Genomic DNA, 24,421 nt, shown 5'->3' on the forward strand with positions numbered 1-24,421 from the left:
CCTCTACATAATAAGTACCAATGGAATGGGTGATTCGTAATGAAATGGTCAGAAATTAGTATTCATACCACCAATGAAGCAATTGAACCGATTTCTAATATTCTGCATGAAACTGGCGCAAGTGGCCTTGTCATTGAAGATCCGCTAGACTTGGTTAAAGTTCGGGAAAACGTTTATGGTGAAATCTATGATTTAGACCCGAATGAATATCCTGAAGAAGGGGTTCGGATTAAAGCATATTTACCAATAAACAGTTTTTTAAGTGAGACGGTTGAGGAAATCAAACAGGCAATAAATAATTTATTGATATATGATATCGATTTGGGAACAAATCAAGTATCATTAAGTGAAATAAATGAAGAAGAATGGGCAACTGCATGGAAGAAGTATTACAAGCCTGTAAAAATCTCAAAGAAAATAACAATTACTCCGACATGGGAGGAGTACTCTCCTGTATCCACGGATGAAATTATTATCGAACTGGATCCTGGGATGGCTTTCGGTACGGGTACACACCCTACAACTGTACTTAGTATACAGGCACTAGAAACGTATTTAACTAAAGAGGATATTGTTATTGATGTCGGTTGTGGATCTGGAGTGCTTAGTATAGCTGCATCTAAACTTGGTGCGAAGGAAGTTTACGCTTATGACCTGGATGAAATAGCTGTAAATAGTACGAAGCTAAATGCAAAAGTAAATCAACTGGATCAACAAATTGTTGTTAAACAAAATAATCTGCTTAACAATATAAACATGACGGCAGATGTAATAGTATCCAATATTCTGGCTGAAATTATTGTACAGTTTGTAGATGATGCATGGAATAATCTGGTGGATGGTGGATTATTTATCACCTCTGGAATTATTCAAAATAAAAAGCAACTTGTAAAAGACAAGTTGGTAGAGCAGGGCTTTGAAATAGTCGCTGTAAATGAAATGGAAGATTGGATATCCATTGTTGCCAAAAAAAATGAATCAACGCAAGTTAATAAATAAAGTGGGTGCGTGTGTTGCAGAGATATTTTATTTCTTCTTCTGACTTTATCGATAATGAAGTAACTATTACAGGGGATGATGTTCATCACATCACCCGTGTAATGAGGTATACAATTGGTGACCAAATTATTTGCAATAATGACCAAGGCCAAGCGGCTTTATGTCGCATTTCACAGATTGCTGAAAATATGGTACGTGCTGATGTGGAAGAATGGCTAGATGAGACAGTAGAACTTCCCATCCATGTTACCATTGCTCAAGGAATTCCAAAAGGTGATAAATTTGAACTTATATTGCAAAAAGGAACGGAATTAGGAGCGGCTTCTTTTATACCTTTTCAGGCAGAAAGGTCTGTTGCTGTATGGGATGAGAAAAAAATTGCAAAAAAAATGAAACGTTTTGAGAAAATTGTCAAAGAGGCTAGCGAGCAAAGTCACAGGAACAAAGTACCAGTTATTGAGAAATCGATGTCGTTGAAAGAATTAATCGATAAAAGTAAAAACTATGATGTTAAAGTTTTTGCATATGAAGAAGAAGCAAAAGTTGTCAATCACCAGTCATTTGGTAATCTAATAAATAAGCTTTTGCCCAATCAGAGACTTATGGTATGCATTGGACCAGAGGGTGGATTCTCACCAAAAGAATCCGAATTTCTTAAGGAGAATGAATTTTCCCCTGTCCGCCTTGGTCCAAGGATTTTGAGAACAGAGACTGCTGCATTATATGTGTTAGCAAGTGTTTCCTATCATTTTGAAGAAATGAGGTGTAATGAATGCCATCAGTAGCATTTCATACATTAGGCTGTAAAGTTAATCATTATGAGACAGAAGGTATTTGGCGAATGTTCATGGATGAAGGTTATGAGCGTGTCGAATTTGACCATAATTCAGATGTATATGTTATAAATACATGTACCGTAACTAATTCGGGCGATAAAAAAAGCAGACAAGTCATCAGAAGAGCAATCCGAAAAAATCCGGATGCCGTTATATGTGTTACCGGTTGTTATGCACAAACTTCCCCAGGAGAAATCATGGAAATTCCGGGTGTCGATGTTGTCGTCGGAACACAGGATCGCAAAAATATTTTCACCTATATCGAAGAACATCAAAAGACAAAAGAACCAATCAATGGCGTTTCCAATATCATGAAAAATCGAGTTTTTGAAGAAATGGATGTACCGGTCTTTACGGATCGTACACGTGCATCGTTGAAAATACAGGAAGGGTGTAATAATTTTTGCACATTCTGTATTATCCCTTGGTCACGTGGCTTGCTTCGTTCCAGAGATCCTGAAAATGTAATTGAACAAGCACAAAAATTAGTAGAGGCAGGATACAAAGAACTTGTTCTTACCGGAATCCATACTGCTGGTTATGGAGAAGATTTAAAGGATTATAATTTTGCAATGTTATTACGGGAACTTGAAAAGGTAGAAGGATTGGAGCGAATTCGAATTTCATCCATTGAAGCAAGTCAGATTACAGATGAGGTTATTGATGTTCTTGATCAGTCGAAAAAAATCGTAAGACATTTGCATATCCCACTGCAAGCCGGATCTGACACTGTGTTAGCAAGGATGCGAAGGAAATACTCTACAAGCTTTTATAAAGAAAAAGTGAATAAGATTAGACAAGCATTGCCTGGTCTTGCAATTACATCGGATGTTATAGTAGGGTTTCCTGGTGAATCTGAGGAAGAGTTCATGGAAACATATAACTTTATAAAAGAAATTGGTTACTCCGAACTGCATGTTTTTCCATTCTCCCGCAGAACCGGCACCCCCGCAGCCAGAATGGAAAATCAAGTAGCAGCTGAAATAAAGGATGAGCGTGTACAACGCTTAATTGCATTATCAGACCAATTAGCGAAAGAATATGCTTCACAATATGAAAATGAAGTACTCGAAATTATACCGGAAGAACGGATTGTTGATGAGAGTCATCCTGAATTACTCGTCGGATACAGTGATAACTACATGAAAGTACAATTTGAAGGAACACCAGACATGATTGGTAAAATTGTACGTGTAAAGATTACCAAATCTGGATATCCATATAATAGTGGTACTTTTGTCAGAATTATGGATAATGCAACCCATTCTGGTGAAAAAGTTTATTAATATTAGCTCTGAACAGAGAGGAAGATATTTTATGAGTAAGGAATTGGCGAAGTATATTGATCACACTCAATTAAAACCGGATACAACGAAAGAAAAAATAGCACAAATTGTGAATGAAGCAAGAGAATATCGTTTTGCTTCTGTCTGTGTAAATCCGCACTGGGTTTCTTATTGCTTTGAGCACTTGAAAGATACCTCTGTAAAAGTATGTACGGTGATCGGCTTTCCCTTAGGTGCAACTTCAACTCCAACGAAAGTATTTGAAACGAAACAGGCTATCGAAGACGGTGCAACAGAGGTAGACATGGTAATTAATGTTGGTGAACTTAAATCCGGAAATGATAAACTAGTTCAAGCTGATATTCAAGCTGTTGTAGATGCAGCGAGAGGGAAAGCTTTGACGAAAGTAATAATTGAAACATCTTTACTAAATAAGGAAGAAAAGATTCGTGCTTGCAAACTGGCAAAAGAAGCAGGTGCTGATTTTGTAAAAACGTCGACTGGATTTTCCGGTGGCGGTGCGACTGTGGAAGATGTGAAGTTAATGCGTGAAATAGTAGGACCAGATATCGGTGTAAAAGCTTCTGGTGGGGTTAGAGATCTAGAAGCAACAAAAGCTATGATTGAAGCAGGCGCAACTAGAATCGGTGCAAGTGCAGGAATCGATATCGTAAATGGCAATATAGGCAGCTCCGATTATTAAGCACTTCTGACAGTAGAATAAATTAGATTCAATAAATATGAAAAAATCGTTGACCTGAATGTAGGAATATATTATACTTTAACAAGGCATGAGAAGGTAATATATGCCTGTATAAATTGGTTTTGTGCTTCGGAGGGAGGGAAATTAGCATGTCAAATACAACTCGCGTTCGTAAAAACGAGTCCATTGAGGATGCTCTTCGTCGCTTTAAACGCAGTGTGTCAAAAAGTGGTACACTACAGGAATATCGCAAGCGTGAACACTATGAAAAACCTAGTGTTAAACGTAAGAAGAAATCTGAAGCTGCTAGAAAGCGTAAATTCTAAAGAGGGTGCAAGCGTATGACTTTACTTGATCGTCTAAATCAAGATATGAAGCAAGCGATGAAGAACAAAGATAAACAAGCCCTGAGCGTTATTCGCATGGTGAAAGCTTCCATACAGAATGAATTGATTAAGCTTGGTAAAGATACTCTATCTGAGGACGAAGAATTAACTATTCTATCCCGAGAAGTTAAACAGAGAAAAGATTCCCTCCAGGAATTTAAAGCTGCCGGACGTGAAGACTTAGTTGAGAAACTTGACAACGAATTGGTTATATTACAAAAGTATTTACCGGAGCAGTTATCTGAAGACGAACTATCAGCTATCATTGTAACAACAATTCAGGAAGTTAATGCTACATCTATGAAAGATATGGGTAAAGTGATGGGTGCTGTAATGCCAAAAGTAAAAGGCAAAGCAGACGGCTCTCAAATAAAAAAAGCAGTACAGCAGAAATTACAATAAGTTTAAGTAAAGGACTCCAGTCAACGTTGGCAGGAGTCCTTTAGTATCTTCTTCAACAAAATTGAATATTTCATATGAAACGGCGGTCTCAGTTCCACTCTTGTTGTAATTATGATACTATCTAATTATAATAGCATGAGCCCTTTTAAAAATTTTGAAACCAATTACATATCTCTTTCGTATAAGTATGTACCGGAGCCGAGGGAGGTGAATAATTTTGTCGGGTAAACGGGGTACAACATACATAATGATGATTGCAGTCATTTTCCTTACATTTCTTACGTTCTTTGATACTTTTGGTACTCGTACTGTTTCTGGAGAAGGTGCTGGAAATACCGTTTATATTATACCGATAGAACGGGAAGTAGAGCGAGGATTGGAAGCGTTTTTATCCCGAACTACAACAGAAGCGCTTGAAGCTGGTGCTGATCACATCATTTTTGAGATCGATACACCTGGTGGAAGAGTTGATTCGGCTGGACAAATAGGTGCTCTGATACAGAGTCTGGAAATACCAACCACAGCTTATATTGTAAATGAAGCCCTATCTGCAGGATCTTATATCGCCTTATTTTCCGATACAATTTTCTTTAACCCTCATGCAACAATGGGAGCCAGTGGTGTTATTAATTCCGATGGTACAGCCGCAGATGAAAAGGCACAATCAGCGTGGCTGGAACAGATGCGTAGCGCAGCTGAATCAACTGGTAGGGATCCATTATATGCTGCAGCCATGGCAGACAGTAGTATAGACCTGCCCGAATATGACGCACCAGAGGGTAAATTTTTAACTATTGGCCCTTCTGATGCATTGGAAGTCGGATATGCAGATGGGATCGTTAATGATCGCGTTGAACTTATAGCTGAACTAGGCTTATCGGAAGCTTCTATAGTAGAAACAGAACCTACAATCGCTGAAGAGGTAGCTCGGTTCTTAACCAATCCGGTTGTAATTCCTATCCTTCTATCGGTTGCCAGTCTTGGACTTATCGTTGAATTATACTCACCTGGATTTGGAGTACCTGGGATCATGGGCCTTGTATCCTTACTATTATTCTTCTACGGGCATATTGTAGCGGGACTTGCCGGCATGGAAGCGATCGTTTTACTCTTACTTGGTATTATTTTAATTGTAGCCGAGTTGTTTGTTCCAGGAGGAATACTGGGATTCCTCGGTATAGGAGCGATTATTGGATCCCTATTTTTATCTGGTTATGATATAGGACATATGTCTATGAGTATTGGTATTGCCTTTCTCGTTACGTTGGTTGCAGCAATCATTCTTTTTAGAAGAATTGGTATGGATAAAGGAATTTTCCGCCATATTATTCTTAAAGATAGTACAAAGACTGAGCTAGGATATGTGTCATCTGTGAATCGATTGGAACTTCTTGGGCTAGAAGGCGAGACAGTTACCCCATTACGTCCTTCAGGCATTGGATTATTCGAAAACGAACGGATAGACATTGTATCTGAGGGCAGCTTTATCGAGAAAAACCGTATCATTAAAGTGGTTAAAGTAGAAGGAGCTCGTGTGGTTGTAAGAGAAATAAAAAAATAATAAATTGGAGGAATTTTAATGTCAATAACAGACCTTATGCCGCTTATTATCATTGCGGTCATCTTAATTGCGTTAGCGATATTGTTCACGTTTGTACCAGTAGCTCTATGGATTAGTGCTTTAGCAGCTGGGGTAAGAGTAAGTATTTTCACACTCATTGGTATGCGACTACGTCGAGTAGTACCAAATAGAGTAATTAACCCGCTCATTAAAGCTCATAAAGCTGGTTTGAGCGTGAAAACAAATCAATTGGAGAGCCATTACTTAGCAGGTGGTAATGTGGATAGAGTAGTAAATGCATTGATTGCTGCTCATCGTGCTAATATTGATCTTCCGTTTGAACGTGGTGCAGCAATTGATTTAGCTGGCCGTGATGTATTGGAAGCAGTTCAAATGAGTGTTAACCCTAAAGTTATTGAAACACCTTTTATCGCAGGTATTGCTATGGACGGTATTGAAGTGAAAGCATTGGCAAGAATCACTGTACGTGCCAATATTGACCGCCTTGTCGGTGGTGCAGGTGAAGAAACGATTATTGCACGTGTTGGTGAAGGTGTCGTAAGTACAATCGGTAGTTCCAAAACACATGCAAGAGTTCTAGAAAATCCGGATTCAATTTCACAAACGGTGTTAAGTAAAGGTTTAGACTCAGGTACTGCATTTGAAATATTATCTATTGATATTGCCGACGTTGATATCGGTAAAAACATTGGTGCCATTTTACAAACTGACCAAGCTGAAGCAGATAAGAATATTGCGCAGGCAAAAGCAGAAGAACGTCGTGCAATGGCAGTTGCACAAGAGCAGGAAATGGTTGCTCGTGTACAAGAGATGCGTGCTAAAGTTGTAGAAGCTGAGGCAGATGTACCTCTAGCTCTTGCAGAAGCTTTACGCTCCGGTAAAATGGGTGTAATGGATTATATGAACTACCAAAATATTGGTGCAGATACTGATATGCGCGATACGATTGGTAAATTAAGTAAAGACAGCAAGGAAGACGATCAAAAATAATGACAGTCATTTTGATAGAGGAGGGATCTGATGGACTGGATTTTTGATAATTTATTTATTGTCATTATTATTATTTCAGGGCTTATAAGCTTTTTCAGAAATAATAATACAGAAGAGAAGAAAAAGGAAACGAAAAAACCAGTTCCTCCTAAGTCTGGTAGAATTCCAAATGCTCCACCTGTAAGAAGGGAACAACCAAGAGCTGAGCGCAATGTTTATAAAGAAAGAACAAAAAAACCTATTGTCTCAACCGCATCTATTGAGGAACAACAGAAGATGCAAATGGAAAGATTGGCGAGTAGGTATGGTGCGATATCAGACACCATCGAAGATCTAACAGCCCAGTCTTCAAAAGGGAGTAATCTCAACGAACCAACAAAAGAATCAACAGTAATGAAAGAAAGAATGAGAAAACAGGTTGAAGGTAATCTTGGAGCGCAAGGACTTGTTAACGGAGTTATTATGTCCGAAGTCCTCGGAGCACCAAGAGCAAAGAAACCATACAAGACTGTATTACAAGATCGAATAAGATAGACCTAATTGCCATTCAAGTAAACTTTACTTGAATGGCTTTTTTTATAGTCTGCTTTCTATAAGATCGGGGGTTTATGGTTACTCGTCCACCAAAACGAATTTTTGTTTTCGTAACAAATTATATAAAATGAAAAGTAACTGCTGGTTGATTTCTATCAGTATGTAGAAACTTCGGCGACCGCTCTGGGAAATATACTTGCGGTTCGCGGGCGGCTGGTGAGCCTCTTCATGCTAACGCATTTCAGAGTCTCACCGATGCCTTTCCTCCCGCAGGAGTCTTCGTATTTTTCCCAGAGCTAGTTAGAAGAGGCTCACAATTACTACAATTGTGATAGCTAAAAGCGGTGACTCCTGCGGGAACAAATGTTTTCGGTAGGGCGAGTAATCGCAGTCCCAGCACGTGTCCGAAGACCCCGCAGAGCGGTTTTCTCTTCGGGGCTGAGGCCGTGCCCTAAGGATGCGCATCCGCCCGTAGCGATCCCGGACGGCAGCAAAAGCATATGTCTTCAGATATCAGCAAGTAGTTAAGTCGCTTTTTATGATTTTAGAATCTAACAAGGATAAAAGTTACTTCGTAGTTTATCTCTACTCTGAGATGATTAAAAGATAATAACCATTACGAGTGCCTTAATAAAATTAGCTAATTCAGGTCTTATCTATCCAACTCTTTCATAATATCTATGTGAGGGGGGATCATCATTGGCTAAATGGCAACAACGTTTTCGTTCCTTATTAATTGAACATTTCTCTCTTCCTTCTGATGTAATTCTCGAGATGCCAAGAATTACAATCATTGGGCATATTCATTTTTATATAGAGAATCATCAAGGGTTGGTAACTTATTCTGAGAATGAATTGAAGTTAAAGATAAATAAAGGCTATGTCCAAATAATAGGTACATCTTTCGTGCTAAAAATGATGTTGCCAAAAGAGATCATGCTAGAAGGTAAAATTGCAGAAGTTAAATTTTTAATTGATTGATTCAATTGGAAAGGAGGATGCTATGAAGTTTAGTAAAGGTTCTAAAGTTACAGGATATGTAACTATTCTAGTTAAGGGCACTGCTCCGGAATTATTTTTTCAGAAATGTGCTAGCGAAGGGGTACCCGTCTGGAATGTAAAAAAAAGGGATAAAGAATCATGTGAGGGGGACATAAGTCTCTCAGACATAAAAAAAATGAAACAAATCCGACGGAAAACGATATATAAGGTTACATTTACAGGGAGAAATGGTTATCCGTTTATAGTGAATCGTTTTTTGAAGAAGAAACCATTAGTATTTGGTTTACTCATCAGCATTCTCTTTTTCCTCGTGTTATCGAATATCATTTGGGAAGTAAAAATTAAAGGTGTTCCGAAAGATATTGAAGAAAAAATAGACAAGCAGTTAACGGCGTATGGAGTGCACCCAGGAGCATGGTTGTTTTCTTTGGATAGCCCGACCGAAATACAACAAAAATTAATACAGGACATTCCTGAGCTTTTATGGGCTGGTGTGGATCAAAAAGGGACAACCTTCTATCTGGAAGGGGTAGAAAAAATAATTGTACAAGAAGCAGACCCCAAACAACCAAGAAATCTTGTTGCTTCTAAAAAAGGCGTTATTACAAAAATGTATGTATCAAAAGGAACACCAATGGTCCGCGTAAATGATTACGTGGAACTTGGAGATATTCTTGTGTCAGGCGATGTGGAGCGTGCAGATAGCACTGATTCGGAAGAAAAAGAGGATAAAGAACAAGAATCAATGATTGAACCAATTGCAGCAGAAGGAGAAATTTTAGCAAATACCTGGTATGAGGTTTCATTAACGATTCCTCTTAAATATAATTATCAAAAACTTACAGGAGATAAAGAAAGTAAATTCTTTCTAAAGACCGGAGACTTCCAGTTACCAATATGGGGATTTGGTGAACCATCATATAATGAGATACATCGTGAGATAACAGAAAATAAAATTAACATTTTAAAATGGGAATTGCCTTTCTCCGTCATAAAAACAGTTTTGAGTGAAAAGGAGATTGTTGAAGGGGAGAGAACAAAAGAAGAAGCAATAGAAGTCGGAATTGAACAAGCAATCATTCAACTTCAACAGGAATTGGGTCTTGATGCGAAAATATTGTCAGAAAAAGTTTTGCATGAATCTGTAGAGCGTGGTAAAGTTAAATTAAACCTATATATTTCTGTAGAAGAAAATATAGTAAAGCAAGTACCATTAGTTCAAGGAGATTGATTATGTCAGGTAGCCTAACCGAAATTGACTTGCATTTAACTAGTACGAATGAAGCGCTTGCATTATTCGGAACAAACGATAAACATTTAAAGCAGCTTGAAACACAACTAGATGTTTCTATAGTTACCAGAGGTGAAGTAGTCAGCGTATCTGGCACTGATGAAGCTATTTCACTTGTACAGGATATACTTCTTACGTTATTAAACGTTATACGAAAGGGGCAATCCATTTCTGAAAGAGACGTGGTATATGCCGTTGATTTAGCAAAAAAAGGCAAGATTAAACAGTTGGAAGCACTCTTTGAAGATGAAATAACGAAAAATGTTAAAGGAAAATCCATTCGGGTAAAAACACTTGGTCAAAAAAGTTACATTAGTTCCATTAAATCGAACGACCTTGTCTTTGGAATTGGCCCTGCGGGTACTGGAAAAACATATCTAGCTGTTGTCATGGCTGTTCATGCTTTGAAAAATGGCATGGTGAAACGAATTATTCTGACCAGACCAGCTGTAGAAGCCGGGGAGAGTCTTGGTTTCCTTCCAGGAGACCTTAAAGAGAAAGTGGATCCATATTTACGTCCATTGTACGATGCTTTACATGATGTCCTCGGTGTCGAACATACATTGCGTCTAATTGAACGAGAAACGATTGAAATCGCACCTCTAGCCTATATGCGGGGAAGAACATTGGATGATGCATTTGTCATTTTGGATGAAGCTCAAAATACCACACCAGCACAAATGAAAATGTTTCTTACGCGACTTGGGTTTGGTTCAAAAATGGTCATTACCGGAGATATTACTCAAATTGATCTTCCCAAAGGTGTTAAATCGGGATTGAACGTAGCACAACAGCTGCTAAACACAGTTGAGGGAGTATCATTTAATCATTTAAATCAAACAGATGTAGTTCGACATCCATTGGTTCAACGTATAATTGCAGCATATGAAATGGATAATTAAAAGACTTAAAAAAGTAAGACCCTGTAAGAGGGGTCTTATTTCTGTATAACTGTTTATAACAGTGGGGTGATGCGAATGATTGACCGAATAAAAAATAGCATTGTATGGATAAAGAAGAAACATGGATGGTTTCTTATATTGCTACCGGTTTTATTATTAGGTGTTTTCTTCTTTTTTATAACACTTAACAATGTACATACAGAAACCTATGATATCGAACGTTTTACCAATGCCAGCACAACGATTCGTTCTCCAATTACAATCGAAAATGAAAAGGAAACAGAACGAAAAACGCGGGAAACTGTACAATCTGTTCAGGATCGGTATGATGTTTCCAGTGAAGTAACAAATGAACAACTTAGCTATATAGAAGAATTGTTTGATGCTATTACCAAATCTGAAGAAGAACCTGCAGAAACAGATTCGGTATCAGACGAAGTTGAACAACAAACGGATCAAGAGAAAGTTACGCATCTAAAAAATATTTTATCAGAGGAAATCATTAATTCTGTAGGAGATAGTACACTTATTCAACTGATGAAGTTTTCTCAGGAAGAGCTGGAGGAAGCGAAAGATTTATTTCTAACATCTTTGAAAGAGATATTAAATAATGGCGTTCGAACAGAAAATCTGCAAACGGCAGAAACAAATCTAAAACAAATTATTCAATTTTCGAGTTTAAGTGAATCAATGAAGGAACCATTGACAGAGATTATTGACTTTGCTGTCACAGAAAACTCTTTCTTTGACTATGAGAAGACATCAGAAGCACGAAAAGAGGCAGCGGCTGGCGTAGATCCGGTAGTGATTCGAGCTGGTGAGGTTATTGTGAGAGAGGGACAGCCGATTACGAATGAAATCTATGAAAAGCTTGAACTCGTGGGCTTAATGGATGCAGAGAGAAATATCTTTCCATTACTAGGGCTTGCAATACTTATCATCTTAATTTGTAGTTTAATAGGTTTTGAAATGCATCAGACGATGAAAGAGAACGACTGGAATTACGGCAAAATTATTGCTGTATTCCTAACAAGTATTATTGTTGTTACGCTAATGAAAATTATCAGCTTATATACTACCCAATCCAATCAGCTTTTTTTCGCTGCGCCAATTGCAACGGGCGTATTGCTTATTAAAATATTAATTAACGAAAGACTGGCAATCGTCCTTGCTGCGTTGTATTCTATTTTGGGAAGTGTCATCTTTAATAATCAAATTGCTGGTGCATTAAATGTGGAGGCGGGGATCTATTTCCTTATTTCGCAACTGGCTGGTATTATTTTCTTAGTAAATATGAAAGATAGATTGGCAATTCTAAAAAGCGGCATTGGAATCGCCATTGTGAATATGTTAACTGTATTACTATTTCTATTTCTCTCTTTTGAAAAGTATTCCTGGTTCGATCTATTTATTCATTCAAGCTTTGGTCTTGTTTCAGCATTTATGGCAACCGTGCTTACGATTGGGTTACTCCCTTTCTTTGAAACGCTGCTTGGTATCCTATCAGATGTTAAATTGCTGCAACTTTCAAACCCAAATCAACCATTAATGAAAAAGCTTCTGACGGAAGCTCCGGGCACATATCATCATTCCGTAATGGTTGCAAATATAAGTGAAACAGCATGTGAAGCAATCGGAGCTAATGGATTGTTGGCCAGAGTAGGAGCATATTATCACGATATTAGTAAAACGGTTCGGCCGCATTATTTTATTGAAAATCAAGTTTCTATGAGAAACCCACATGATTTTATTGATCCTAAAGAAAGTGCGGAGATTATTATCCGTCACCCATTTGATGGAGCAGAAATGTTGAAAAAGCATAAATTACCTAAAGAAATTATTGATATTGCGAAACAGCATCATGCTACTTCATTATTAAAATTCTTTTTTTACAAAGAGAAAGAAAATGATGAGAATGTGAAGGAGTCAGACTTCAGATATCCGGGACCGAATCCACAGACAAAAGAAGCGGGTATTATCTGTATTTGTGATTCTGTAGAAGCTGCTGTTCGTTCTTTAAAGGAACCCACGAAAGAGAAAATTGAAGAAATCGTCGCTTCAATTATAAAGGACAAAGTCTCTGATGGACAATTGGATGAAAGTCCTTTAACATTAAAGGAGATAAATATTATTCAGATTGCAATTTGTGAATCTCTTAAAGGGATTTTTCACTCGAGAATACAATATCCAATGAAGGAGGCTAATTGAATGCATATTGATTTTCATGATAATACGAATTCCGTACCTACCGATAACATTGATTTAATACAAAGATTACTTAATTTCGCTGCTGGAAAAGAAGGAATCGTAAGCGAAGCAGAAATGTCTGTAAATTTTGTTACTAACAAGGAAATTCAGGAGCTTAATCGCAACTATAGACAAAAAGATACACCTACAGATGTTATATCCTTTGCCATGCAGGAATCCGTAGATGGTGAAATGGACATTATTGGTGAAGACCTACCTATGATCCTTGGAGATATTGTTATATCTGTGGATAAAGCAAAAGAACAGGCAAATGAATATGAACATACGTATGAAAGAGAACTGGCATTTCTCACTGTGCATGGTTTCCTTCATTTATTGGGATATGATCATATGAATAAGCCAGATGAGGAAAAAATGTTTAAAAGACAAGAAGAAATTTTGGGTGAGTTTGGAATTGAAAGATAAACGCAAAAGTAGTATTGGATTTTCTTATGCTTGGAATGGTATAAAGGAAATCGCTAAAACAGAGCATAATTTCCGAATTCATTTAGTCGCAACGATATTGACAACTGTAGCAGGATTTACTTTTCGACTTTCCAATGTCGAATGGGCAATTATCGTACTGACGATTGGTCTGGTGCTGATGGCCGAAGTAATGAATAGCGCTATTGAAAAAATGATTGATTATCTGAAGCCGGAAATACATCCGTCAGCTAAAATAATTAAAGACATTGCGGCAGGGGCTGTTCTAATTACGGCCGTCATTGCGTTTATCGTTGCATTAATTATCTTCTTACCTAAATTGGATAGTATATTTTAAGCCCTTTTATAAAGGGCTTTTTGTCATATATAAATACAAGAAACGGTAAAAAATTTTCTTTGATTTTGTCTTCATTTCGTTTTATGTGGTACTTTAGAAGAAAAGATATTCTTTTTAAAGGTTTTGTCGATTTAGTGAAAACGTGCATTATTTGTAGTAAAATAGAAAATAAAAGAAAACGTCTCGGAGGAAACAACATGAATACAAATACTAATTTCAAGTCAGGATTTATTACAATTATTGGAAGACCAAATGTTGGCAAGTCAACATTTATGAATCGTGTTATCGGGCAAAAAATTGCCATTATGAGCGATAAAGCGCAAACAACAAGAAATAAAATTCAAGGGGTACTAACAACTGATGATGCACAGATGGTTTTTATCGATACACCGGGAATTCATAAGCCTAAGCACCGTCTGGGTGATTTTATGGTGAACATTGCTGAGAATACGTTAAATGAAGTGGATGTAGTGTTGTTTATGATTAACGCAAAAGAAGGCTATGGAAGAGGCGATCAGTATATCATTGATTTGCTGCAAAAGGTGAACAGCCCAGTCTATTTAATCATCAATAAAATTGATCTCATCCACCCTGAAGAAGTATTCCAGTTGATTGAACAGTATAAAGACAAATGTGATTTTGAAGAGATAATCCCAATTTCAGCACTCGAAGGTAATAATGTGGATCATTTAGTAGATGTATTAAAAGGCCATTTACCTGAAGGGCCTCAATATTACCCTGCTGATCAGGTTACAGATCATCCAGAGCGATTTGTCATTTCGGAATTGATAAGGGAAAAAGTATTACATTTGACAAAGGAAGAAATTCCACACTCCATTGCGGTAGTTATTGAAAACATCGAAGAAAGAGAAGAGGATAAAATCTTAATCCAAGCAATAATCGTTACAGAGAGAAGTACTCAAAAAGGAATTCTAATTGGTAAACAGGGTACGATGCTGAAAAAAATTGGTAGAAATGCCCGCAAGGATATCGAAGCATTACTTGGCTCGAAAGTATATTTGGAACTCTGGATAAAAGTAAAAAAAGATTGGCGAAATAAAGAAAGTCAATTGCATGAATACGGTTTCCGCAAAGATGAATATTAGAGTTGGTAATTTTTTATACTAATTAAATTCAGCTAAAGAGCCACTCTAATTAGTGAGTTACATTTTCAAACAATATTAAAGAAAGGTGGGGTTTCTTGTGGTCGACCTATCATGGAAAGTCTTTAGTCAGACAGGAAACATTGAAACCTATTTATTAATGAAAGAGTTGGAAAATGCAACACCTAAAGAAGAGCACGGGCAGGCTGAAACTGAAAATATGACATCACTGGATGCGAAATTATAAGTCAATCTGCGTTCATCTTCGAATGGGGAAGAAAGGTGAAACTGTGCTTGAAAAAATAGATGGAATTGTTATAAAAACACAAGATTATGGTGAAACACATAAGATTGTAACGATATTCAGTAAGAAAATTGGTAAATTCACAGCACTTGCAAGAGGTGCAAAAAAAACAAAAAGCAGAATGGCTGCTGTAACGCAGCCATTTATTTACGCACAGTTTTTTGTATATTTAAATACTGGTCTCAGTACATTGCAGCAGGGTGAAATCCTCAATTCCTTTCGTGCGGTGAGGGAGGATATCATAAAAACTTCCTACGCTGCCTATATTACGGAGCTGACAGACAAATTGCTTGATTCCAAAATTACAGATCCATATCTTTTCGATCAATTCGAGCAAACAATGACGTGGATTGCCAAAAATGAAGATGCGGATATACCAATTATTATGTATGAGCTGAAATTATTTGAAAAGGGTGGATTTGCTCCAACTTTAGATCGTTGCACCAATTGCAGTAATCCGAACGCTCCATTTGCTTTTTCAATCTCTGAAGGTGGCATGCTTTGTACAAAATGCAGATATTTAGATGAAATGGCAATTTCATTAACAAATTCATTGGCTAAATTGCTGCATGTTTTTTCATCAGTCGGACTGGAACGTGTTGGCTCCATATCTATCAAACCTGAAAATAAAAGATTGCTCAGGCAAGTATTGAATTCGTATTATGATCAATATGGTGGTTTTTATTTAAAATCAAGGAAGTTTTTAGACCAACTGGATAAATTAAGATAGCTTTATATTGACAGAATGTATTTGATGCAGTATCATTTTTTACATATTTCAATATTAAATAATGAACTGTGTGGATTGAGAAGAGTACCAGTAAAACTTCTATTTAAAGCGAGTCTGGGATAGTGAAAGCCGGATATGTGGAATGCTGGGAAAGGAACTCAGGGAGCAGTTGTAATAAAGTGGCTCTGTAAGAGAGCAAGTAGGGTGGAACCGCGGTAATAAACCGTCCCTATGTCTATCAGTAGATAGACATAGGGACGGTTTTTATTATTGTTAAAAAATAGTTATGAAGGAGAGAATTTTATGAATATTCAGGAAATGATTTTAACACTTCAAAAACACTGGTCTGAAGAAAATTGTATACTTATGCAGGCATATGATACGGAAAAAGGAGCAGGTACGATGTCACCAATGACATTACTTCGGAGTCTTGGCCCAGAGCCTTGGAATGTTGCATACGTAGAACCTTCCAGAAGACCTGCTGATGGGCGTTACGGCAAGAATCCAAATCGTCTATATCAACATCATCAGTTTCAGGTAATTATGAAACCATCTCCTGATAATATACAGGAACTATATCTGAAGTCTTTAGAAAAATTAGGAATTGATCCGCTTTCGCATGATATACGTTTTGTGGAAGATAACTGGGAAAATCCTACGCTTGGTGCTGCGGGTCTTGGTTGGGAAGTTTGGTTGGATGGAATGGAAATTACACAATTTACCTACTTCCAGCAAATTGGTGGACTAGAAGCGAGCCCAGTGACGGTTGAAATAACGTATGGTATTGAACGCCTTGCTTCTTATATTCAGGATAAAGAAAACGTATTTGACCTGGAATGGAATAATGGAGTTACCGTTAGAGATATTTTTTATCAGCCTGAATTTGAACATTCCAAATATACATTTGAGGAATCGAATACAGACATGCTTTTCCAATTGTTTTCCATGTATGAAGAGGAAGCTAGAAGTACAATGGAAAAAGGCCTTGTTTTTCCCGCCTATGACTATGTACTTAAATGTTCACACACATTCAATCTGCTTGATGCAAAAGGCGTTATTTCAGTGACTGAACGAACAGGATATATTTCACGTATCCGTAACTTGGCAAGAAGTATCGCCAAGACTTACGTTGCTGAAAGAGAGAAACTAGGATTTCCAATGCTTCAAAAGGAGGAAAAATAAATGGCTACAGATGTTTTATTTGAAATTGGACTTGAGGAGCTGCCTGCAAGATTTATTGATGATGCAGAAAATCAGCTATTAAAGAAAACGACTGCTTGGTTGAAGGACCTGAGAATTTCATATGATTCGATTAAATCATTTTCAACACCTAGACGGTTGGCCGTTTTGATTAAAAATATGGCTGAATACCAAACGACAATCGAAGAAGAAGCGAAAGGTCCAGCTATTAAAATCGCCAAAGATGAAAATGGTGAGTGGTCAAAAGCAGCTATTGGTTTCAGTAGAGGTCAAGGTAAGACTACAGAAGATATATTTACAAAAGAAGTAAAAGGAACGACGTATATCTTTGTGAAGAAACATATCGAGGGTAAACCTGTACAACAACTGTTACCAGATTTTAAAAATATTATAGAATCCATTCAATTTGGCAAGAACATGCGCTGGGCATCCGAAACTTTTCGCTACGCACGTCCAATTCGTTGGCTTGTAGCATTATACGGTAATGAAATCATTCCATTTGAAATTACCCATGTTCCTACAGGAAACAAAACACATGGCCATCGTTTTCTTGGAGGCGAAATTACTTTAGAGTTACCATCCGAATATGAATCTTCGATGGCTGCAAATTATGTTGTTGTTAATTCCAAAGAACGTGAAGATTTAATATTAAAAGGGATCAAAGAACTGGAAGAGAAACATAATTTCCGAATCCCTGTGGATGGAGAATTACTGGCGGAAGTTAGAAATCTCGTTGAGTACCCAACTGTCTTTATGGGATCATTTGAAGAAAGGTTCCTAAAATTACCTTCAGAAGTATTAATCACTTCTATGAAAGAGCATCAACGCTACTTCCCAGTCATGTCAAATAAAGATCAATTACTGCCATACTTTATAGGAGTCAGAAATGGGAATGATCATAAGCTTGAAACTGTGGCAAGAGGGAATGAAAAGGTGTTGCGTGCAAGGTTATCTGATGGAGAATTTTTCTTTGAAGAAGATCAGAAGCATTCGATTGCGTTTTACCAGGAAAAATTGGATCGAGTTGTGTTTCAAGAAAAATTAGGTACGATCAGTGGGAAAGTTAAACGAATCGCAACGATTACAGAAAACATTGCTGATTTAATAGGATTAAGTGAAATCGAAAAGAATAAAGCATTAAGAGCTGCTGAAATAAGCAAGTTCGACTTAATGACAAATATGGTAAACGAATTTACGGAACTTCAAGGTGTTATTGGGGAGAAATATGCTGTTAATTTTGGTGAAGATACCATTGTGGCACAAGCAGTTAGAGAACATTATTTACCAAAGCAAGCAAATGGAAATTTACCAGAGACAGTTATAGGAGCTATTGTAAGTGTTGCAGATAAAATGGATACGATTGTCGGATGTATTTCTGTAGGATTAACACCAACAGGTTCCCAAGACCCATATGGTTTGCGCAGACAAGCAACTGGAATCTTACGCATCATGGAAAACAGGAAATGGGAAATCTCTTTGGAAGAAATCCTTGAAATTGTTACTTCTATTTATCGAAAAACGGATATTGATCAACAAAGCAAAGAAAAGGTAGATGGAGAACTAAATGAATTTTTCAAACATCGCGCTTCCTTCTTGCTTAAAGAATGGAAAGTGGAACAGGATGTTATTCATTCCGTACTTCACAATGAAATTGGAAAATTCGATTATACAATCTCCAAAGCAAAACTTTTATCAGATAAACGAAGCGACGAGGCGTTCAAATCCATCCAGGAGGCTTTGGTCCGTGTTCTTAATCTATCTGATAAGGCAGAAAAACAGAATTCAATTGTTCCTGAGCACTTTGCTACAGAATCTGAGAAAGAATTGTTTCATCGATATAATCAAATAAAAAATGATTTCTTCACTTATAATCAGAATAAAGATGCAACTAGTGCTCTTGCTGCTTTAACTAAAATGGCAGAACCAATCCATACGTTCTTTGATAATAATATGGTGATGGCCGATGATGAACAAACTCGAAACAATCGTCTGGCTTTAATACGGGCTATATCTCTGTTAATCAAGGAATTTGCAGATTTAAGATTGGTTGAATGGAAACAACAATTTTAAAAAATGATTAGAGTAACATAATTTCCCTTTTTGCTATATAATTAACATTAATTAATAAAAATAGTATGACATATTGGTGGTGAAAAGGTGGAACTTTCCAAAAGACAAGAACAGATTATCGAAATAGTTAAAGGAAACGGTCCAATTACCGGTGAACATATAGCTGACCAATTAAATTTAACACGGGCTACACTAAGGCCGGATTTAGCTATACTGACAATGTCAGGATTTCTGGATGCAAGACCACGAGTCGGATATTTTTTCACAGGGAAAAACGGGTCGGAATTACTAACGGAACAAATTAGAAAATATAAGGTACATGAATTTCAGCAGGTTCCCATCGCGGTAAAAGAAAGTGTTTCTGTTTATGATGCCATATCAACCATGTTTTTGGAGGATGTTGGGACATTATTTGTAGTAGACGAGAATTCCTGTCTGACTGGTGTGCTTTCAAGAAAAGATTTACTGCGTGCAAGTATTGGGCAAAAGGATTTAAGCTCAGTACCCGTTCATATCATAATGACTCGAATGCCGAATATAACGGTGTGCCGAAGAGAAGATTTACTCATCGATGCTGCATACAAACTAATTACAAAGCAAATCGACGGCTTACCGGTTGTTAAAGATACGGATGCAGGGTTGGAAATCGTGGGCAGAATTACAAAAACAACAATGACAAGATTGCTGGTAGAATTAACAACAGACGAACAGATTTAATTTTTAGGGATGGAGAGGAGTTTTTAGTAATGAATACTCAACCAATTGTATATGTCTTGTCTGACTCTGTCGGTGAAACTGCCGAATTAGTAGTGAAAGCAGGATTAAGTCAGTTCACTAATGGTGACTACAAAATTCAGCGTGTACCATATGTTGAAGATAAAGAAACGATTGACGAATTTCTTCATATCGCGAGAGAAAAAAAAGGTATGATTGGCTTCACACTAGTTGACCCTGAACTGAGAAGGTACCTAAACGATCAATCAAAAACGATGAATGTTGAGGCGATAGATATCATGGGCCCAACCATGGATGCCATGGAACGTGTTTTCGACAGTACACCTCGTCTAGAAGCTGGTTTAATTCATAAATTGGATGAGGATTACTTTAAGAAAATTGAAGCAATTGAATTTGCTGTCAAATATGATGATGGAAGAGATCCACGTGGAATTGCAAGAGCTGATATTATTTTAGTTGGCGTCTCCCGAACTTCTAAAACGCCTTTATCACAATACTTAGCACATAAGCGAATTAAGGTAGCGAATGTACCAATCGTTCCCGAAGTTGACCCACCTGAAGAACTTATGGTTGTTGACCCTTCTAAATGTATCGGTTTAAGAATTACGGCAGATAAATTAAATGGTATCCGCAAAGAAAGGCTGAAAGCACTTGGACTTGGAGACCAGGCAACATATGCTAACATGGAAAGGATTCATCAGGAACTAGATTATTTCAATAAGGTTATAGATAGAATTGGATGTGAGGTCATCGATGTTTCCAATAAAGCAGTTGAAGAGACAGCAAATCTGATTATGCGAATGATGCAAAAGAAAGAAATATAATAATTTATTCTAAGTGAACATATCCTTTAATAAGCTTATTATAAAAAAACGTTCTGCACTGATATGGGCAGAATGTTTTCTTTTGCAGAAAAATGAGGCCTTTGATTAGAAATATTATAAGAAATGTATTATAATAAATTTTTGTGTCATCATATATGTGTAAAAAATAGGATATGTGGCTATTCTGAAAAATAAAACATTCATAATAAAGAAGGATTCTTGCATGTTTATGTTGAATTAAACCATATAGCAACAATTAAATGCCTTCTTTCTTTATTAATTTGTTTATAATTCACCCGCTGGAGGTACAATGGTAACTAAATATGGAGTAACAATAGCCTTCTTAGAATGACTTAATGTACAGAGGGTGCTTTTTTTCGGGATTTGAGAAAAATTTGTCGAAACGTGAAGGATTTTTTAAATTAGTCACGAATATTAGTATAGTATGGTGATTATTATGGCCAATCAAATACCAGAAGAAGTTATCGAAGAGATAAGAAAGTCCAATAATATTGTGGATATTATCGGAGAGTATGTTCAGTTAAAAAAACAGGGCAGAAACTATTTTGGTCTTTGTCCATTCCATGGTGAAAAAACTCCTTCTTTCTCTGTAACACAAGAAAAGCAAATATTTCATTGCTTTGGTTGTGGTAAAGGCGGGAACGTTATTACCTTTATGATGGAAATGGAAAATTTTTCTTTTTATGAGGCAATAAAATTTCTTGCAGACAAAAGTGGTACGACACTTCCTGATTCTGGTATAAAAAAGGAATCATCGATGTCCCAGGAAAGCCAAGGTGTTCTTTCTGCCTATGATTGGTTAACTAAACTTTATCATCACCTTCTAAGATATACAAAAGATGGCAAAGAAGGGTACCAATACATGAAAGATAGAGGTATTGGCGATGAAGCGATAGAAACTTTTCAATTAGGATTTGCACCAAATGTAAAGGATTTTGTCGCAGAATTCCTCACCAAAAAAGGGTTTCAGCAACAGCTACTGGTTAAAGCAGGAATCTTATCCCAATTAAATGATAATGATGTATCAGATCGTTTCAGGGGAAGAATAATGTTCCCTATTAGAAATCATATAGGAAAAACAGTTGCTTTTGGCGGACGTTCTATTAAAGAACAGGAACCAAAATATTTAAATAGTCCGGAGAATGAGTTATTTCAAAAGGGTAAACTGTTGTACAACTTTGATTTAGCTAAAAAACATATACGTAAAGAGAATGAAGTCGTATTATTTGAGGGATACATGGACGTTATTTCCGCTTATCAGGCGGACGTAAAAAATGTAGTAGCAACACTTGGTACTTCCCTAACAGAGCCACAAGCGAAACTTTTAAATCGTTACGTAGAAACTGTTATTATATGCTACGACGGGGACAATGCAGGACTTGAAGCGACATATAAAGCTGCAAACTTACTACGGAAAACGGGTTGCTCGATAAAAGTGGCGAAACTTGATAATGATATGGATCCTGATAGTTTTATTCAACAGCATGGTTCGGATGCGTTCAAAAACAGGGTTATAAAAGCAAGTGATACTTATATGGGCTTTTATATGCGATACCTTAAAATGGACTTCAACCTAAAGATTGAAGGAGACCGCATAAAATATATTGAGAATGTATTACAAGAACTAGCGATGATTGAGAGTTCCATCGAAAGGGAATATTATTTGAAAGAGATTAGCAATGAGTACAATATCTCTATCGAATCTTTGACCTCTGAAATGCATGGATATAGGCAAAAACAGGGAATCCCTAAGGATAATCAGCAAAAGAACAGATATACTAATAAGACTACAACGTCACAGCGCAATAAAAAGTTGCTTCCAGCTTTTTATAATGCAGAGAAGAAACTTATCTCCTATATGCTTCAGGATTCGTACATTACAGATAAAGTTAAAGACGAATTAGGTGCTGGATTTAATGTGGATGATCACAAGATAATTGCTACACACTTATACGCTTTCTATGAGGAAGGTCATTCACCAGATATAAGTTTATTTATTGAAAGGTTGAGTGATGATCGATTAAAACAACAAGTGGTTGAGGTAGCAATGATGCCGGAACTAAATGAAATCAGTGACAGGGAAATTAATGATTATATCCGAATTATCTTAAATGAATCAAATGATTCGGTGAATATTAAATCACTAAAAGAACAGCAAAAACTTGCTGAACAGCAAAATGATCCGCTAAAAGCAGCACAAATTGCTATGCAGATTATTGAGATTCAAAAACATTTAAAAAGTACAAAATAAAATTTCAAAGTAGACTGGAAGGAGGGGGACTCATGGCCGAAAATAAGCCTTCGCAAACAAAAGATACTGAACTAACACTTGAACAGGCAAAGGAAAAATTGGTTGAAATGGGTAAGAAACGTGGTACATTAGCCTATGAAGAGGTGGCAGACCGTCTATCCAATTTTGAAATTGAATCCGATCAAATGGATGAATTTTATGAGCACCTGGAAGAACAAGGTGTGGATGTGATAGGTGAGTCAGAAGATGACCCCAATATGCAAAAGATTGCAAAAGAAGAAGAATTTAACCTAAGTGATTTAAGTGTGCCATTAGGTATTAAAATAAATGATCCTGTCCGTATGTACTTAAAAGAAATAGGGCGAGTTAATTTATTATCAGCGGCTGAGGAAATCGAACTGGCTTCCCGGATTGAAGAGGGCGATGAAGAAGCTAAACGCCGTTTGGCGGAAGCTAATTTACGTCTTGTTGTAAGTATCGCTAAACGATACGTTGGTCGTGGCATGCTTTTCCTCGACTTGATTCAAGAAGGTAATATGGGGCTGATTAAAGCTGTTGAAAAATTTGACTACCGTAAAGGCTTTAAATTCAGTACGTATGCAACATGGTGGATTAGACAGGCAATTACACGCGCAATTGCTGATCAGGCAAGAACGATCCGCATCCCTGTGCATATGGTGGAAACCATCAATAAACTCATTCGTGTTCAACGATCCTTACTACAGGATTTAGGTCGGGAACCAACACCGGAAGAAATCGGTGAGGAGATGGAACTTAGTCCTGAGAAAGTACGGGATATCTTAAAAATAGCACAGGAACCGGTATCACTAGAAACTCCAATTGGGGAAGAAGATGATTCCCATCTCGGAGATTTTATCGAGGACCAGGAAGCTGTTTCACCATCTGACCATGCAGCTTATGAATTGCTGAAAGAACAGCTCGAAGATGTATTGGACACTCTCACAGATCGGGAAGAAAATGTATTACGTCTTCGTTTCGGATTAGATGATGGACGAACAAGAACGCTTGAAGAAGTCGGTAAAGTTTTTGGGGTTACAAGAGAACGTATCCGTCAAATTGAAGCAAAGGCACTTCGTAAACTTAGACATCCGAGCCGAAGCAAACGTCTGAAAGACTTTTTGGACTGATAGGTAGTCATTGTTCACGTGCTATGTGAATAATGACTTTCCTTATACATGTATGTTTTTTAGAGCAGCAAAATAAAGCATCCTTCCTGTATTG

The 24,421-nt window shown here is 37.1% G+C and carries 24 protein-coding genes; all 24 read left to right on the forward strand.

Features of this window, described 5'->3' with window-relative positions; translation table 11 throughout:
• Positions 1-39 precede the first annotated feature (39 nt).
• The 24 genes from prmA to rpoD all read left to right on the forward strand — a co-directional run bounded on the left by prmA (position 40) and on the right by rpoD (position 24,327).
• Positions 40-999 (forward strand): 50S ribosomal protein L11 methyltransferase, encoded by a 960-nt coding sequence (prmA, locus tag ACFOUV_RS02810; protein WP_379495245.1) that lies wholly within the window; start codon positions 40-42, stop codon positions 997-999.
• A 14-nt stretch (positions 1,000-1,013) separates the two neighbouring features.
• Positions 1,014-1,784, forward strand: a complete 771-nt coding sequence (locus tag ACFOUV_RS02815) for a 16S rRNA (uracil(1498)-N(3))-methyltransferase (RefSeq protein WP_379495246.1) — start codon at positions 1,014-1,016, stop codon at positions 1,782-1,784.
• Positions 1,772-3,121 (forward strand): tRNA (N(6)-L-threonylcarbamoyladenosine(37)-C(2))-methylthiotransferase MtaB, encoded by a 1,350-nt coding sequence (gene mtaB, locus ACFOUV_RS02820; protein WP_379495247.1) that lies wholly within the window; start codon positions 1,772-1,774, stop codon positions 3,119-3,121. Before ACFOUV_RS02815 ends, mtaB begins: the two co-directional genes overlap by 13 nt.
• Positions 3,122-3,152: 31 nt before the next feature.
• Complete coding sequence (deoC, locus tag ACFOUV_RS02825; protein WP_379495248.1) at positions 3,153-3,824, forward strand: deoxyribose-phosphate aldolase; 672 nt, start codon at positions 3,153-3,155, stop codon at positions 3,822-3,824.
• Between the two features lie 149 nt (positions 3,825-3,973).
• Positions 3,974-4,150, forward strand: coding sequence for a 30S ribosomal protein S21 (rpsU, locus tag ACFOUV_RS02830; RefSeq protein ID WP_089062410.1), 177 nt, complete (start codon positions 3,974-3,976; stop codon positions 4,148-4,150).
• 15 nt (positions 4,151-4,165) lie between these two features.
• The gene (locus ACFOUV_RS02835) at positions 4,166-4,612 is read left to right on the forward strand and encodes a GatB/YqeY domain-containing protein (protein ID WP_379495249.1); all 447 of its coding nucleotides are present in this window, start codon (positions 4,166-4,168) and stop codon (positions 4,610-4,612) included.
• A gap of 214 nt (positions 4,613-4,826) precedes the next feature.
• Entirely contained in the window at positions 4,827-6,173 is a 1,347-nt protein-coding gene (locus ACFOUV_RS02840) for an NfeD family protein (RefSeq protein WP_379495747.1), read from the forward strand.
• A gap of 18 nt (positions 6,174-6,191) precedes the next feature.
• Positions 6,192-7,184 (forward strand): flotillin-like protein FloA, encoded by a 993-nt coding sequence (gene floA, locus ACFOUV_RS02845; RefSeq protein WP_379495250.1) that lies wholly within the window; start codon positions 6,192-6,194, stop codon positions 7,182-7,184.
• A 30-nt stretch (positions 7,185-7,214) separates the two neighbouring features.
• Entirely contained in the window at positions 7,215-7,718 is a 504-nt protein-coding gene (locus ACFOUV_RS02850; protein WP_379495251.1) for a hypothetical protein, read from the forward strand.
• Between the two features lie 699 nt (positions 7,719-8,417).
• On the forward strand, positions 8,418-8,699 hold the full coding sequence (yqfC, locus tag ACFOUV_RS02855; protein ID WP_379495252.1) for a sporulation protein YqfC: 282 nt from the start codon (positions 8,418-8,420) through the stop codon (positions 8,697-8,699).
• Positions 8,700-8,721: 22 nt separating this feature from the next.
• On the forward strand, positions 8,722-9,951 hold the full coding sequence (gene yqfD, locus ACFOUV_RS02860; RefSeq protein WP_379495253.1) for a sporulation protein YqfD: 1,230 nt from the start codon (positions 8,722-8,724) through the stop codon (positions 9,949-9,951).
• A 2-nt stretch (positions 9,952-9,953) separates the two neighbouring features.
• Positions 9,954-10,913, forward strand: a complete 960-nt coding sequence (locus ACFOUV_RS02865; RefSeq protein ID WP_379495254.1) for a PhoH family protein — start codon at positions 9,954-9,956, stop codon at positions 10,911-10,913.
• A 75-nt stretch (positions 10,914-10,988) separates the two neighbouring features.
• On the forward strand, positions 10,989-13,121 hold the full coding sequence (locus tag ACFOUV_RS02870) for an HD family phosphohydrolase (protein ID WP_379495255.1): 2,133 nt from the start codon (positions 10,989-10,991) through the stop codon (positions 13,119-13,121).
• The gene (gene ybeY, locus ACFOUV_RS02875; RefSeq protein WP_379495256.1) at positions 13,122-13,586 is read left to right on the forward strand and encodes an rRNA maturation RNase YbeY; all 465 of its coding nucleotides are present in this window, start codon (positions 13,122-13,124) and stop codon (positions 13,584-13,586) included.
• A complete protein-coding gene (locus tag ACFOUV_RS02880; RefSeq protein ID WP_379495257.1) occupies positions 13,576-13,941 on the forward strand; it encodes a diacylglycerol kinase family protein in 366 nt (121 codons plus the stop codon). The genes ybeY and ACFOUV_RS02880 overlap by 11 nt, the downstream gene beginning before the upstream one ends.
• Positions 13,942-14,138: 197 nt before the next feature.
• A complete protein-coding gene (gene era / locus ACFOUV_RS02885; RefSeq protein ID WP_379495258.1) occupies positions 14,139-15,047 on the forward strand; it encodes a GTPase Era in 909 nt (302 codons plus the stop codon).
• Positions 15,048-15,144: 97 nt separating this feature from the next.
• Positions 15,145-15,291 (forward strand): YqzL family protein, encoded by a 147-nt coding sequence (locus tag ACFOUV_RS02890; RefSeq protein ID WP_379495259.1) that lies wholly within the window; start codon positions 15,145-15,147, stop codon positions 15,289-15,291.
• Between the two features lie 43 nt (positions 15,292-15,334).
• Positions 15,335-16,078 (forward strand): DNA repair protein RecO, encoded by a 744-nt coding sequence (recO, locus tag ACFOUV_RS02895; RefSeq protein ID WP_379495260.1) that lies wholly within the window; start codon positions 15,335-15,337, stop codon positions 16,076-16,078.
• Between the two features lie 303 nt (positions 16,079-16,381).
• Positions 16,382-17,260, forward strand: a complete 879-nt coding sequence (glyQ, locus tag ACFOUV_RS02900) for a glycine--tRNA ligase subunit alpha (RefSeq protein ID WP_379495261.1) — start codon at positions 16,382-16,384, stop codon at positions 17,258-17,260.
• Positions 17,261-19,348: a glycine--tRNA ligase subunit beta gene (gene glyS / locus ACFOUV_RS02905; RefSeq protein ID WP_379495262.1), complete on the forward strand. Its 2,088-nt coding sequence runs from the start codon at positions 17,261-17,263 to the stop codon at positions 19,346-19,348.
• 87 nt (positions 19,349-19,435) lie between these two features.
• On the forward strand, positions 19,436-20,065 hold the full coding sequence (locus tag ACFOUV_RS02910; RefSeq protein WP_379495263.1) for a helix-turn-helix transcriptional regulator: 630 nt from the start codon (positions 19,436-19,438) through the stop codon (positions 20,063-20,065).
• A gap of 29 nt (positions 20,066-20,094) precedes the next feature.
• On the forward strand, positions 20,095-20,907 hold the full coding sequence (locus ACFOUV_RS02915) for a pyruvate, water dikinase regulatory protein (RefSeq protein ID WP_379495264.1): 813 nt from the start codon (positions 20,095-20,097) through the stop codon (positions 20,905-20,907).
• 457 nt (positions 20,908-21,364) lie between these two features.
• Positions 21,365-23,179 carry a DNA primase gene (dnaG, locus tag ACFOUV_RS02920; RefSeq protein WP_379495265.1) on the forward strand — a complete coding sequence of 605 codons (1,815 nt, stop codon included), beginning with the start codon at positions 21,365-21,367 and terminating at the stop codon, positions 23,177-23,179.
• Between the two features lie 32 nt (positions 23,180-23,211).
• Complete coding sequence (gene rpoD, locus ACFOUV_RS02925; protein WP_379495266.1) at positions 23,212-24,327, forward strand: RNA polymerase sigma factor RpoD; 1,116 nt, start codon at positions 23,212-23,214, stop codon at positions 24,325-24,327.
• Positions 24,328-24,421: the final 94 nt, after the last annotated feature.

Source organism: Oceanobacillus longus (assembly GCF_042650085.1).
GTDB classification, from domain to species: domain Bacteria; phylum Bacillota; class Bacilli; order Bacillales; family Amphibacillaceae; genus Oceanobacillus; species Oceanobacillus longus.

Coding starts and splice junctions, on each gene's coding strand:
- prmA (WP_379495245.1), top strand. CDS start 40: ATGAAATGGTCAGAAATTAGTATTCATACCACCAATGAAGCAATTGAA.
- mtaB (WP_379495247.1), top strand. CDS start 1,772: ATGCCATCAGTAGCATTTCATACATTAGGCTGTAAAGTTAATCATTAT.
- deoC (WP_379495248.1), top strand. CDS start 3,153: ATGAGTAAGGAATTGGCGAAGTATATTGATCACACTCAATTAAAACCG.
- rpsU (WP_089062410.1), top strand. CDS start 3,974: ATGTCAAATACAACTCGCGTTCGTAAAAACGAGTCCATTGAGGATGCT.
- ACFOUV_RS02835 (WP_379495249.1), top strand. CDS start 4,166: ATGACTTTACTTGATCGTCTAAATCAAGATATGAAGCAAGCGATGAAG.
- floA (WP_379495250.1), top strand. CDS start 6,192: ATGTCAATAACAGACCTTATGCCGCTTATTATCATTGCGGTCATCTTA.
- ACFOUV_RS02850 (WP_379495251.1), top strand. CDS start 7,215: ATGGACTGGATTTTTGATAATTTATTTATTGTCATTATTATTATTTCA.
- yqfD (WP_379495253.1), top strand. CDS start 8,722: ATGAAGTTTAGTAAAGGTTCTAAAGTTACAGGATATGTAACTATTCTA.
- ACFOUV_RS02865 (WP_379495254.1), top strand. CDS start 9,954: ATGTCAGGTAGCCTAACCGAAATTGACTTGCATTTAACTAGTACGAAT.
- ACFOUV_RS02870 (WP_379495255.1), top strand. CDS start 10,989: ATGATTGACCGAATAAAAAATAGCATTGTATGGATAAAGAAGAAACAT.
- ybeY (WP_379495256.1), top strand. CDS start 13,122: ATGCATATTGATTTTCATGATAATACGAATTCCGTACCTACCGATAAC.
- era (WP_379495258.1), top strand. CDS start 14,139: ATGAATACAAATACTAATTTCAAGTCAGGATTTATTACAATTATTGGA.
- glyQ (WP_379495261.1), top strand. CDS start 16,382: ATGAATATTCAGGAAATGATTTTAACACTTCAAAAACACTGGTCTGAA.
- glyS (WP_379495262.1), top strand. CDS start 17,261: ATGGCTACAGATGTTTTATTTGAAATTGGACTTGAGGAGCTGCCTGCA.
- ACFOUV_RS02915 (WP_379495264.1), top strand. CDS start 20,095: ATGAATACTCAACCAATTGTATATGTCTTGTCTGACTCTGTCGGTGAA.
- dnaG (WP_379495265.1), top strand. CDS start 21,365: ATGGCCAATCAAATACCAGAAGAAGTTATCGAAGAGATAAGAAAGTCC.
- rpoD (WP_379495266.1), top strand. CDS start 23,212: ATGGCCGAAAATAAGCCTTCGCAAACAAAAGATACTGAACTAACACTT.